The organism is Pseudomonas fluorescens NCIMB 11764 (assembly GCF_000293885.2).
Taxonomy (GTDB): domain Bacteria; phylum Pseudomonadota; class Gammaproteobacteria; order Pseudomonadales; family Pseudomonadaceae; genus Aquipseudomonas; species Aquipseudomonas fluorescens_B.
Genome location: NZ_CP010945.1, coordinates 4,917,860 through 4,931,342 on the forward strand (window position 1 = coordinate 4,917,860; position 13,483 = coordinate 4,931,342).

Below are 13,483 nucleotides of genomic sequence, written 5' to 3' on the forward strand. Positions count from 1 at the left end.
CGCGGGCAAGGCTTGCTCGCGAAGCCGTCCAGGCGGGGTCAGCGCTGCTGAAGTTTTAGATCCAGAGGGATGAAACCCACAAGTGCAGGCCCGAAAGGCCTACCGCTATTGTCCACGCCATACCATTTGTTGTTCTGACGAATGGCCGTGGTGTTAGTGCCTCGGTGAATGCCTTGCATGAGCGCGTGATCAGCATCCACCCAACCCGACATTTTTTTCCCCGCCGCCCCGGCGGCTCCTCCGAAAAAGCCCCTGACTTGATTGAGGCCGGTTTGCAGGCGACCGAGGCCGTTTTGAGTGATATCGAATACACGACTGGTCAGCATTTGACCAAAGCGCCGCATGCCTCTTGCAGTGCCCGAGAGGAGATCAGGCAATCCGCTCAACGGGTTGATGACCGAATGGACTGAACCCGCGCTGATTTTCATTAACTCAAAAGCCTTCACCTTGACCGGTGAAACAGACTTGACCACGCCCACTGCCGTACTCACGCCACCGACCAATCCGGACAGGCTTGAAACAGCATCGGAAAAACACCCAAACACGCCATTGATCAAGCCCATGCGCGTCCCGGTGCTCAAATCGCTCACACAGCCGACGAAGGGAATCAGCTGCAGTGCAAAGCCTTTCAGGTTTTCCCAGAATTGCTTCTGCTTGTCCCGGGGTGTGAGTCCTTTGGCGCGATCCAGCAGAACCGCCTTTTGCCCCTGCAGAAAATTATCGTTGATCACCGCACTGATGATCCTCGCCAGCTTGGGCGAGAAGTAACTATTGGGGACGTATATTGTTTCATCCGCGTAACCCACCAGCGGCGTAGCGGCAAAGCTGTCACCCAATTTCTCGATGATCAACTTGGGTGATTTGACATGGGTTCGCGGTGCGGCCCCTGTTGTATATGCCAGAAAATCGAAGGGCAACTCAGCGCCTCGCTGAACGACTGCATTGACTGGAGAACCTTTACTGACTTTGACTTTTTCGACTGTCATCACGCCATTCAGCGGCAGCACATCGGGCAGGTCCGAACGCTTGATGATTTTCATCTGCGCCGGGAACACTTCGAAGTAGCTGATTTTTCCACCGTGCTCACAGCGTATCAGCGTGCCATATCCCCCCCGAGCCGCCGCCTGAAGCTCGCGTGTTTCATCCTCTTTTATCCTCCCGGTTTCTTCTCGCAAGGTGAACAGTTCGATGGTCCCCAGCTCAATACATTGGCGGTCTTGCAAAGGCAGTTCGGCGAACAGCAGTTGGGTTGGAGCGATAAACGCTTCAGAAAATCCGGCGAAATAGCTGTCCACGGAAGACGTTAAAAGCGTGTCGAGGTCTGGTAGTGCCTGGATTCTGGTTTCCCACACCCCTTGCGTCATCCCCATCCGGCTGGGCTGCCACCAATTTTCAGGGGTCAAGTCACCGGCCATGTACACCTCGACCAGATCGTGGGTGGTCCCTTTGGCGGCCTGGAGGTTCCAGCTGGCACCCAATAATTTTGACCAGAGTTTCATCGCCCCTATTTCGTGGTCACTGGCATCCGGAAATACCTTGCGTAACTCAATGATGGCCATGTCCCTGCGCGTTTGCAGCGGGCGGGAAAAGGTCTGCAATGCCTTGGCAATGTCAGTGCGCTGCCTGGCGAACATTTTGGCGGCGTATTCATAATCCCCGGGTGAATAGGATGACGTGTGCCTCTGTCGAATAACGCCGTTCATGACACCCCATGCCACTAAGATGTCGACACCGGCGCTCTGAAACAACAGGCGGCTTTCTTCGGTGGCTGGATCAAGCACTGCAAGCGCCATGAGCTGGTCGGCGGGCATCGCACGGGAACAGCCCTGATTCGTTGCTTCCACGATGGCAACGCCCAGGCGCAACGTCATCCAGTTGACCGTTCCCATGTGCACGTTGCTACCGCCAGGCACGAGGAACTCCGGGGCAACCTCGGCCAGGAACAAGTGCGCCACCAGTGGTGCAGTCAGCGCGCTGACACCCTTGTCACTAATCAAATGATTTTCGATATCGGCACGTATCGCACCCAGTTCACGCCCTCTGTTGCCGGGCTGATAAACATCGTAACCGGCAATGTTTCCGGACTTGCCAGGCGCGTCGGGATCAACGCTCAGTTTTATCGCCGTGCACAGGAGCTGCTGGCAGTGCTCCATGGAAGCCGTTTGCCCTTCGGTGGCTCCGTACCAATTGAGTTTTTTGACCAATTGCTGTCCCCAAGCGTCGGCACCATACGTGTCGAAAATCTCAGCGAGCAAATGGTGGGCATTGTTTCGCCGCTGTTCGACTGAGGTGCCGGTGAGCGGATAAGTACCCAACGCGTGGAAGATTGACGGCGACCCGTCCAGAAGTACTTTGGACAACTCAATAATCTGAGTCTTTTCAGCGTTTGATAGCGTGACAGGCGCAGTATTAGCCAACGGCCAGTCTGCCCCATAGTTGCCTAACGGTGGGGATGGCGGCATTGACGTGTTCAGCCAACCAATGATGTTACGCACCTCTGCGACATTTTTGGGCGCATCAAAGCCTCTGAAACGGATGACTTGCAGCAGGTCAGCAGACGTACTGGAGTACAGTGCGCCGCCGGATGTTCTGGCCTGCTCAAACAACTTGTCGAGCGCTGCCTTTAACGCAGGCCGTGCGTTCACAGCGCCAGTCAGATCAACCCAGATCCCCTCGGAGAACACCTGGATTTTTCGCTCAGCGAGCCTGACAGGGAACAGGCTGCAGTCGATTTTCAGAGCCTGGCAAAGTTCGATCATCGCTGGCAACGCCAGTAAATCATGCAGGTGGCGGCGTATTTCCTGGCTTGCCTGCTCAAGTGGTCTGCTGACAAAACCAGCCATGGTTTCCGACAAGGTAACGGGCGCGCTATCGGCCTTGTCCTTTACCACCCGTTCGAGGGCAGTGACCAACAGTGCGCACTCCTTGGCAACGTCAGCAATCTGTTCGACCTGTTCGATCGCTTTTTCCAGGCGCGCCTTTTTAGCGGTAGAGAACGCGGGCCACGCCGAAGTTTTCAATTGGCTGGCGATTTGTTGTGCGCTCACTGTCCGGGATGGCGGGTTTACCCCGTAAAACCCGAGCACAGTATCGCGAGGAATGGCGTTGGAGTCCGAACTCAAATGACACAACCCGAAATCGCCGGGGTCGAGCAATTTCAGGATCGGCAACAGTGATTTTGCCGCCGGCCACCACCCCGAATGATCCCACAGCCCGAATTCGTGGAGGGTGGTCAGGCCGTTTTTGGTGATGGCCCCTGTCACCCGGTCGTGATGGATGCGCAGCGTTGGCAAGGCCAGGCCTTTGGCAGTGAAGAACTCCAGAAGCGCGTTGTCGTTCACGGCTTGCTTGTACAGTTCGACCGATGAGTGGATCAGCGTCCCCGCAGGGATCACCACTGGCGTGTTCCGATTGGACTCCAGCACTGTAAGGACGTCACTGTGCAGCTGATGATCCGCGGTGGAGAGCGCGCCCGGATCATTCAACGTCTCCAACACCCACTCGGCGGCCCGTTTTGATCGTTGTGTACGTTCTGGCTCTGTCGTGCCCTCATCAATGAGTGGAGCAAGATCGTGGTGCTTGAAATAGTCATCCCGGGGGTGTTCGGCGACCTCGAGGATCAATTCAGCGCTGCTAATGCTCCGGTTCCATGGCACCGGCTGCAGCAACAAGCCGGCAACATCGTTCACCAATCGGGGATCCTCGTGAGGATCCTCAAAAGTCGAGTCGGCGATTCGCGCCCTGATAGCCTCGTCAACCGATGGCATTGCGCTCAGGGCGGTTTCCACTTCATTCAAGATGTCGCCACGCAGTCCGGCGTCTTGTTCCTGGATAAAGTGTGGACCACCGATAATTGCTCCGGCCCGGAGTTTGTGGAATTCATGGACAGCCGCATAAATTGTGGCCATCGCGATCGTTGCGGCGGCGCGTGGGTGCTGCCGGGCAATACCCGTCACGGAGTTCAACGTCGACACACCCATCGCGGACAGGTAACTGCCGACTGTCTGAAGCCATACGCCAAGATCGGAGTACAACGTATCGATGAAACGCTGCTGTTGTTCCAGCGGTTCGACTGTCGGCGCGTAAGGACTGTCCGGGTTGGCTACAGGTTCCGACTCATGAGGGAGGAAGGGTTTGAGCAGGTCTGGAAGCGCTCCAAACAGGGTGCGCAGCGGGACAAGTTCAGTCTGCTCGACTGCTTCGACGGGGTGCCAGCCGGTCAGCAAATGCATGGATTGCGTAAGTAATTCATCGATGTGCCGGGCAAACAGTTCGGCTTGCTCAAATGCTCCGACATAGAGTGATGCCACATTTTCCTGTGCATGTGGGCGGGGCCGTGTACCGTCCAAACGCACAGGCTGGGGGACATTGAAGGGTTGGCCTAGGACTGCGGCGTTTGCGACAGTCACATTAATCTGTGGCGAAACGGATGATGGGCTCCCGCTTTCATATTGCACTGGCGGTTGCGCCTGCTGAGCGGGCCGGCCAGGGAGAACGGGCCGCCCGGCCACGGGGACCTTCAGCTGCCGGGCATTGTCGACGGCATTCAGCACATACAACAGTTTGGCCCACCCCCCTTGCGGTACAGGTGTTCCACGGACATCGATATGTTTGAAGAAGTCAGCATTCTGATTAATTGCTTCCAACGCCGAGAGCAGTGAAAAGCCATCCTCCTGCCCGGTGTCTGCGAGTGCTTTTCCAGCTTCGCTATTGACAGAAACGCCGCCCCGTTTAGCTTCCTCCTGAAACGCGATAATCGCCGTCGACACTGCCGTCGACGCACTAGCCCACACCCCCGTTGCCGCAGTTTTGCCTGCCGACTTCGCACCATTGAACAATGCTTTACCCAAATCCATCACGGGCAACGCGCCCAGTGTATTGAGTGCCGAATTCGCCCGATTGACCCAATGCTGTACGCCGGCCGTCAGCCACGCAGGGTCTGTCCACTCGTTGAACAATGGCGGCACAGACTTCAGCTCGATGTTTTGCCAGAGCGCCTGGACTGCCCGTTTGTGCCGGTCCGGGAAACGCTCACGTTGAGTGGTCTCATCCAGGCGTTGCAGAAATTCGCCCAATAAAAATCTGGTCTCTGCGGGTGATGGCCGGACAGTCAAAAACTCTTCCAGCTTGGTCAGCGTGCTTTCGATTCGCCCCTCACGCCATGGCCTGATTGACGACCGGCAGTCCCTGACGGTGGTGCGCAGGCATTGCCACTGAAGATCCGACAACAACTCACCATTGGCGATCAGCTCGTCTAATTGATGTCGCGATGAATTCCTGTGTAACTGTATAAATCCGAGAACACTGTCGGGGTTGGCGCTTGCGAACAATTCGAGACGTTCGCCGAATACCTCCCCCCAGCGGTCCGGCGGCAAATGGCAGATGACCTCGACAATGGCGCGCAGTCGCTCGACGGTCAGGTCGCCTTTGGGCTGAATCGAACGCATCATCGCCTCCACGAACAAGTCAGCCATCGAACGACCCACATCGGTTTGCAAAAGGCCGCTTTTCAAAACATCAAGCACCTCCTGTTCCGAAAGCCGCTGTGTCTTCAAGTGCTTTCTCAAGGAAGCCCAGGTTTTCTCAAGCGACATTTGATCGAAGACCAGTTCGCCAGGATACCCATCCCCCTTGCGATACACCGGAGGATAAAGGTCGTTCAACTCTGCTGAGAACGATGAATCGAACACCGGAAATCTGGCTCCGGGGAGCATCGTGCGTGTGGGGATGTTTTGCGCTTTGAGGAGTTGCTTGCTGACCCGGGTCGAATCAGGCGTGTCATTGCCTGAACGGAAGGAGAATGCAGAAGGCGTTGCATTGGAAGGGCCACACGGAGCGGGCATTGGAAATCTCTTGTTTCATGAGGTCACGGCGGCACGCTAGAACCTGTCCCGCCCCCTCACTATCAAATAACGCCCAAAGTCCGGTGCCCCTTCAAAGCACCTGAAACTTACAAAATCCGATACAACAATCGCTCGATCCGCACTCGACTCACCCGCTTGAGAAACTTGGCCACTGCCGCCGGGTAATCTGGCAGGGTTTCCAGATCCTGATACCGCTCGATACGCGTGGTGTGCTGGAAAATCTCCGCCAGCTCGCTGCGACGCGGCTGCAGCAACTCCCCTTTTGGGTCATCAATCAGCAACGCGTTTTCCAGGTCGAGGCGGAACGCTCGCGGGTTGAGGTTGTTGCCGGTCAGCAAGGTATAACGCTGATCGATCCACATGCCTTTGAGGTGATAGGTGTTGTCGCCGTCCTTCCACAGGTGCAGGTTCAACTGACCGCTGTCGACGCTGCGATGATGACGCTTGGCGAAGCGGCGCAGGCTGATCTCGTAGAGGTAGGGCAATGCTGCGATCACCTTGAAAGGCTCGCTCGGCGGGATGTAGAAGTCGTTGGCGGTCTTGTCACCGACCACGATGTCGATCTTCACGCCACGCGCCAATGCCCGATTGATTTCCCGGGTCACCGCCAATGGCAAGTTGAAGTACGGCGTGCAGATCGTCAGTTGATGCTGCGCGCTGGCGATCAATTCGCAGATCACCCGGCTCAACGGATTGTTCTTGCCCACCCCGAGCAACGGGCTGACCGACAAACCGTCCTTGGCAGTGCTGCCCATAGTGGTGTCGTACGTAGCGTGCTTGAGGCGGCTGCGCAGGTCGCCGATGTCATTGCGCAGGCTGCGGGTGGTCGGCAGGTTCGGCAGATCGAGGCGATGCACCGCTTTCGAGGCGACCAGGCCGTGCTGGACCAGGTGCTGCATCGAATCGGCCAGCGCGCTGCTCTGCAGCAGGTGATAACGGTCGTAGCGGTATTTGTCGAACTTGTGCAGGTAGACGTTGTTGAGACTGGCGCCGCTGTAGATCACGCAGTCATCAATCACGAAGCCTTTCAAATGCAGCACGCCGAACAGCTCGCGGGTCTGCACCGGCACGCCGTACACCGGTACAACGCTGTCGTGGGTGCGCGTGGTTTCCTGGTACCACGCCGAGTTGCCCGGCTGCTTGCCGGCACCGATCAGGCCACGCTGGGCGCGCAACCAGTCGACGACGACCACCACGTCCAGTTCCGGACGCGCCAGTTTCGCGGCGTGCAAGGCATCGAGAATTTCCTGGCCGGCTTCATCCTGTTGCAGGTACAGCGCGACGATGTAGATGCGCTGGGTCGCTGCGGCGATTTTTTCCAGCAGGCAACGACGGAACTCGGCAGCGCCAGAGAGGATGGTGACGGCATCGGCGGTCAGCGGAAAACTGCGCAGTTTAGGCAGCAGAGAGCGTTTGAAAAGCGACGGCATAGGGCTCGCAATGGGTCGAATCCGGAGAGTTCGAGAGCTTACACCATGGATGGGCTTGGGTCTTGCTGGTGTCTGTGCTGCCCTCATCGCCAGCAGGCTAGCTGCCACAGCTGAAATGCATTCCCCTGTGGGAGCGGGCCTGCAAGCGATAGCTATCCAATCAATAATAAAAAAGCCGCTTGACCAAGGAGAACGATCGTTCTACTGTTGGCCGCATGAACGAAATAACTAGCAACGACACACGCGACATCATTCTGGATGTCACCGAAAAGTTGATCTACAAAAGTGGCATCTCTGCCACCGGCATGGATCTTCTGGTGAAAACCGCCGGCGTCTCCAGAAAAAGCATTTACCGCTACTTCGCCAATAAGGAGGAGCTGACCGTCGCCGCCCTGCAACGGCGCGACGTGCGCTGGATGCACTGGTACAGGACCGCCGTCGACCAGGCCGAAACCCCGGCCGATCGCCTGCTCAACCTGTTTACCGTGCTCAAGACCTGGTTTGCCTCGGAAGGCTTCCGTGGCTGTGCCTTCATCAACACCAGCGGTGAAACCGGCGACCCGCAAGACCCGGTTCGCCTGGTCGCCAAAGAACACAAACAGAAGCTGCTCGACTACGTGCGCGAGCTCTGCACCGAACATGGCGCCAAAGACCCGGAGACGCAGGCCAGACAGCTGCTGATCCTGATCGACGGTGCCATTACCGTGGCGCTTGTCATGGGTGATCACAGTGCCGCCGATAATGCGCAATGCATGGCGCGAAAGTTATTGGACCTGTAACACTTAACCAAGCCCGACAACTTGCTTGAACTTTAATTTGATAGGGAGACTTTACATGTCTAACGCCGAAGTTCGTCCGCCATTGCCGCCCTTTACCCGTGAGTCCGCCATCGAAAAAATTCGCCTGGCCGAAGACGGCTGGAACTCCCGTGACCCGGAACGGGTGTCCCTCGCCTACACCCTGGACACCAAATGGCGTAACCGCGCCGAATTCGCCTGCAACCGTGAAGAAGCCAAGGGTTTCCTGACCCGCAAATGGGCCAAGGAACTGGACTATCGGCTGATCAAGGAACTCTGGGCGTTCACCGGCAACCGCATCGCTGTGCGCTACGCCTATGAATGGCACGACGACTCGGGCAACTGGTTCCGTTCCTACGGCAACGAAAACTGGGAGTTCGACGAGAACGGCCTCATGGCCAACCGGTTCGCCTGCATCAACGACATGCCGATCAAGGAAAGCGACCGCAAGTTCCACTGGCCGCTGGGTCGTCGGCCGGATGATCACCCAGGGCTGTCCGATCTCGGTCTTTGAATTCACATAGGTCAACTGTGAGCGGGCTTGCCCGCGATAGCGGAATGTCAGTCAGCCAATGTGTTGAATGTGACGCCGCCATCGCGGGCGAGCCTGCTTGTGTTCGCTGAACAGGCATTGGCGTAATGCGCGGATTGTCGGGGATTGGGCGATTAACGGGACTGAGCCGCCGTTTGTGTGGCAGATCGGGAATGGGCCCGACCGTAAAATCTGAATCCGAGCCTACAAGGAATTGGGGCAGCGCGGTCGCAGCAGAAGTTGGATGTAGGTAAGATATCGGCCCTTCCCCGCAGCCCTTTACTGCACCCCGCCGAATAAGTCGATTCCATGCCTTTCGAACTCAGCGTTGATCTCTCCACCCTGGCCATTCTGGCCGTTGTCGCCTTCATAGCCGGTTTCATCGACGCCATTGCCGGCGGCGGCGGTCTGTTGACCACCCCGGCGCTGCTGACCGCCGGCTTGCCGCCGCATCTGGTGCTGGGCACCAACAAACTCAGTTCGACTTTCGGCTCGGCCACCGCCAGCTTCACCTTCTACCGGCGCAAGCTGTTCCATCCCCGGCAGTGGCTGCACGCCATTGTCGGCACGCTGGTCGGCGCGTTGACCGGTGCGGTGGTTGCGCATTACCTGCCCGCCGAATGGCTGAACAAGATGCTGCCGGTGATCGTGTTCGCCTGTGGCCTCTACCTGTTGTTTGGTGGCACGCCGAAAGCGCCGCTGGACAGCAACGCGCCGATCAAGAAAAAGTGGCAATCGACCCAAGGCTTCAGCCTGGGTTTCTACGACGGCGTGGCCGGCCCCGGCACCGGCGCGTTCTGGACCGTCAGCAGTATGCTGATGTACCCCATCGACCTGGTGAAGGCCAGCGGTGTGGCGCGCAGCATGAACTTCGTCAGCAACATTGCGGCGCTGTCGGTGTTCATCTTTTCCGGGCAAGTGGACTGGATCATCGGCCTGTGCATGGGCCTGTCGGTGATGGTCGGTGCATTCTTCGGCGCCCGCTCCGCCATCAGTGGCGGCGCCAAATTCATTCGTCCGGTGTTCATCACCGTGGTGCTGGGCCTGACCGTGCGGCTAGCCTGGCAACACTGGTTCAGCGTGGCCTAGACGCCGCGCCACATAGACGTCGATCAGGTAACGGGCAATCGAGCGTGACGCCGGCAACGGCGGCAGCTCGTGCACGTTGAACCACTGGGCGTCCTCGATCTCGTCTTCCTGACAGACAATTTCGCCACCGGCGTACTCGGCGTGAAAGCCGAGCATCATCGAGTGCGGGAACGGCCAGCACTGGCTGCCCATGTACTGGATGTTCTTGACTTCGATCTGCACTTCCTCGCGAACCTCGCGAATCAGGCAATCTTCGGCCGACTCGCCCGGCTCGGCGAATCCGGCCAGCGTGCTGTAGACCCCGGTGACAAAACGCGGTGAACGCGCCAGCAGGACTTCATCGCCACGGGTAATCAGCACGATCATGCTCGGCGAAATGCGCGGGTAATAACGCAGGTCGCACGGCTCGCAGTACATCGCCCGCTCCCGGATGACTTGCTTCGTGGCCTGTCCGCAATTGCCGCAAAAGCGGTGCTCGCGGGCCCAGGTGCCGATTTGCGCGGCATACCCCAGCACCTTGTAAACGGCGTGATCACCGTCGAGCATGAACGCCCGCAGGCCTTTCCAGTTGCAGCCCGGCACTTCGCTGTGACTGCGCAGCTCCAGCAGATACACCGGCTCGCCATCCAGGTGGCCTATGCCATGTTCGGCAAGAATCGTCAGGTCCTGACGCTTGAGCCATTCGCGCGGGAACAGCGCGCCATTGTCGTCAAACAGGAAGCCTTCGGGGCTGCGCGCGACGGCCCAGCCGCCCGGTTGATCGGTGTCCAGTACTGCAGTGGTCCAGCGTGAAGTCATTTTTCAATCAATCCAGAAATTCGGGTTTCTGTTTGCTCATATGGGCGGCCATGGCCACGCGCAAATCGGTGGATTGCAGCATGGCGGCGTTCCAGGTGGCGACGTATTCGAGGCCGTCGTCGATGCGATGGTCACGCATGTAGCTGATCATCTCCTTGGTGCCGGTGACCGCAATCGGCGACTTGCTGGCGATGTCGCGGGCAATGCCCATGACGCCGTCGAGCAGGCTGGCGGTGTCGCTGTAGACGCGATTGACCAGACCGATAGTGCGCGCTTCCTCGGCGCCGAACGAGCGACCAGTGTAAGCCAGTTCACGCAGCATGCCGTCACCGATGATCCGCGGCAAGCGTTGCAATGTGCCAACGTCGGCGGCCATGCCGATGTCGATTTCCTTGATCGAGAATTGCGCATCTTCGGCGGCATAACGCATGTCGCAGGCGGCTATCAGATCGATCGCGCCACCCAGGCAGTAACCCTGAATCGCCGCCAGCACCGGCTTGCGGCAATTGTCGACGGCATTGAAGGAAGCTTGCAGTGCCAGAATCTTGCGCCGCAGCAGGCGGGCGTTGCGCCCCACGTCCTTGCCCAGCTCATTGGCCACGCCGGCCAGCATCATCAGGTCGATACCGGACGAGAAATGTTTGCCGGCGCCACTGAGCACCACCACCCGCACTTCGTCGGTGTCGTCGATCCACTGGAAGATCTCGATGATCTCGCTCCAGAACGCGGCATTCATCGAATTGATCTTCTCCGGACGATTGATCTGCACATGGGCAATTTTATCGGCCAGTTCGACGGTGAACGCAGTGTACTGAGACATGGCAGTGATCCTTTACCGGGCAAAAATGAGGCCCGAACTATAACAAGGCATGCCGTTCGGCAGTAAGGCAGCGGTTCGGCCAAAAGCGGGACTGCATGGCGCACCAGCGTAGTGCGCAGGCGTGACAGCACTCGCACATTCATGTGAACGCCAGGTTACCTTTTGGGGCTCGATCGCAAAAAAACGTGCACTTCGTCGGAGCGTTTGAACCCTTTTCATGCACGTCCGTACCTCATTGAACCGATTGTCGAACAATTTTGCCATCTGTGCTTCACCGCTCTAAGTTCTGGCCTAGACTCATTTTCGCGAGGCAAAACCGGTCGGTCACAAAGTGCAAAAATAATCGAAACTTTTGCTCTTCGTGGCCGGTCCTCTGAAAGGTAGGTGCGTTGCGACTGGTGCAATCCTTGCAACGTCCACTCCAGCCAATCTGCTTCAACGCATGGGTCGCGTTTGCTGCCCAGTGCGTCGCGCGTTTGCGCCCGGCCACAGGAATTGGCCACGAAACACCGTTTGCCAGACCTGAGAATTAGATCAACAACACGGGAGATTCATATGATCAGTGCGGCTTTAGACATTCAGGGAGAACGTGCTCATCAGCAGGTCGGCGATACGAGCGCCGTGAGCGCCCCAAGTGCCAAATCGATCAACGTCCCGAGCACCAAGACGCTGATACCGGTGGCCAGTCAGAACCCCAATCGAAAGAAAGTGTTGTTCGTGACCTCGGAAATCGCCGACCTGGTGAAGACCGGCGGTCTGGGCGACGTCTCGGCAGCACTGCCCCGGGCCATGGCGCTATTGCACGATGTGCGTGTGCTGATCCCCGGCTACCCGCAAGTGCTGCACAGCGAAAACCCGATTCACATTATTGGCGAGCTCGGTGGTCATGCCGCATTGCCACCCTGCAAGATCGGGCGCATGGACATGCCCGACGGCCTGGTCATTTACGTGTTGATCTGCCCGGAACTCTACGAGCGCGAAGGGTCTCCCTACGGCGCCAACAACGGTCGTGACTGGCCGGACAACCATATCCGCTTCGCCCGCCTGGGCCTGGCCGCTGCCGATATCGCTGCCAACCTTGCCCAAATTCACTGGTGCCCGGACCTGGTGCACGCCCATGACTGGCCTGCCGGCCTGGCGCCTGCCTACATGCACTGGCGTGGGCAACGCACCCCGACGCTGTTCACCATTCACAACCTCGCCTACCAGGGCGTGACCAGTCTTGGGTCGTGCCCGGAACTGGGCATTCCCGCACATGCTCTGCAACAGGAAGGCATGGAGTTCTACGGCAAGATGTCGTTCCTCAAGGCCGGCATGGCCTATTCGAGCCACATCACCACTGTCAGCGCCACCTATGCCCAGGAAATCACCACCCCGGCCTTCGGCTGCGGTCTCGACGGTTTTCTTGCCGCCAAGACCCAGCAAGGTCTGCTCAGCGGCATTCCCAATGGCATTGATGAAAGCTGGGACGCCGCCACCGACTCGCACCTGTTCCGCCCGTTCAGCATCGGTGACTGGGAAGGCAAAGCGGTCAATGCGGCGCACGTGCGCGACCTGTTTGGCCTGGACGATTCAGAAGGTCCGCTGTTCGCCGTGGTCTCGCGCCTGGTGTACCAGAAAGGCCTGGACCTGACCGAAGCCGTGTCCGAGTACATCGTCCAATCGGGTGGCCAGATCGCGATCATCGGTCGCGGCGAGCCGGAAGAAGAACAAGCCATGCGCGAACTGGCCCTGCGTTTCCCCGGGCAAATCGGTGTACGCATCGGCTTCAACGAAACCGACGCCCGCCGTATGTTCGCCGGCAGCGATTTCCTGCTGATGCCATCGCGTTATGAACCGTGCGGCCTCAGCCAGATGTACGCCCAGCGCTTCGGCTCGTTGCCGGTGGCCCGTAACACCGGCGGCCTGGCCGACACCATCGAAAACGGCGTGACCGGTTTCCTGTTCGACGAATCCACCGTCGAGAGTTATCAGGAAGCGTTGAGCCGGGCTTTCAAGGTGTTTGCCTTTCCCGACCTGCTCAATGCCATGCGTTGCCGCGCCATGGCTGCGCCGTTCAATTGGTGCAAAGCGGTCGAACCCTACGCAGAACTCTACGAACAGCTGGTCGCCAAGGCGCTGGGGAAATCGAACAGACAGTAAGAGGTTTTTGA

8 protein-coding genes and 1 pseudogene are annotated in these 13,483 nt (G+C 58.3%); 5 read left to right on the forward strand and 4 right to left on the reverse strand.

Annotated elements, in window-relative coordinates:
• Positions 1 to 38: 38 nt before the first annotated feature.
• On the reverse strand, positions 39 to 5,843 hold the full coding sequence (locus B723_RS22475) for a hypothetical protein (RefSeq protein ID WP_017339061.1): 5,805 nt from the start codon (positions 5,841 to 5,843) through the stop codon (positions 39 to 41).
• A gap of 107 nt (positions 5,844 to 5,950) precedes the next feature.
• A complete protein-coding gene (gene pssA, locus B723_RS22480) occupies positions 5,951 to 7,294 on the reverse strand; it encodes a CDP-diacylglycerol--serine O-phosphatidyltransferase (RefSeq protein WP_017339062.1) in 1,344 nt (447 codons plus the stop codon).
• Positions 7,295 to 7,509: 215 nt separating this feature from the next.
• Between pssA and B723_RS22485 the strand changes: the two genes are divergently transcribed.
• The 4 genes and pseudogenes from B723_RS22485 to B723_RS22495 all read left to right on the forward strand — a co-directional run bounded on the left by B723_RS22485 (position 7,510) and on the right by B723_RS22495 (position 9,712).
• Complete coding sequence (locus B723_RS22485) at positions 7,510 to 8,073, forward strand: TetR/AcrR family transcriptional regulator (RefSeq protein ID WP_017339063.1); 564 nt, start codon at positions 7,510 to 7,512, stop codon at positions 8,071 to 8,073.
• 55 nt (positions 8,074 to 8,128) lie between these two features.
• The gene (locus B723_RS22490; RefSeq protein WP_017339064.1) at positions 8,129 to 8,605 is read left to right on the forward strand and encodes a DUF1348 family protein; all 477 of its coding nucleotides are present in this window, start codon (positions 8,129 to 8,131) and stop codon (positions 8,603 to 8,605) included.
• Positions 8,606 to 8,711: 106 nt separating this feature from the next.
• Positions 8,712 to 8,819 (forward strand): annotated as a pseudogene (locus tag B723_RS34200) (hypothetical protein); the annotation flags it as partial.
• 113 nt (positions 8,820 to 8,932) lie between these two features.
• Positions 8,933 to 9,712 carry a TSUP family transporter gene (locus B723_RS22495; protein ID WP_017339065.1) on the forward strand — a complete coding sequence of 260 codons (780 nt, stop codon included), beginning with the start codon at positions 8,933 to 8,935 and terminating at the stop codon, positions 9,710 to 9,712.
• Here B723_RS22495 and nudC read toward each other — a convergent pair.
• Together nudC and B723_RS22505 are read right to left on the reverse strand one after the other, a co-directional pair.
• Entirely contained in the window at positions 9,680 to 10,510 is an 831-nt protein-coding gene (gene nudC / locus B723_RS22500) for an NAD(+) diphosphatase (RefSeq protein WP_017339066.1), read from the reverse strand. The two genes, B723_RS22495 and nudC, sit on opposite strands and share 33 nt — an antisense overlap.
• A gap of 7 nt (positions 10,511 to 10,517) precedes the next feature.
• Positions 10,518 to 11,330 carry a crotonase/enoyl-CoA hydratase family protein gene (locus B723_RS22505; protein ID WP_017339067.1) on the reverse strand — a complete coding sequence of 271 codons (813 nt, stop codon included), beginning with the start codon at positions 11,328 to 11,330 and terminating at the stop codon, positions 10,518 to 10,520.
• A 555-nt stretch (positions 11,331 to 11,885) separates the two neighbouring features.
• Here B723_RS22505 and glgA point away from each other — a divergent pair.
• A complete protein-coding gene (glgA, locus tag B723_RS22510; RefSeq protein ID WP_017339068.1) occupies positions 11,886 to 13,472 on the forward strand; it encodes a glycogen synthase GlgA in 1,587 nt (528 codons plus the stop codon).
• Positions 13,473 to 13,483: the final 11 nt, after the last annotated feature.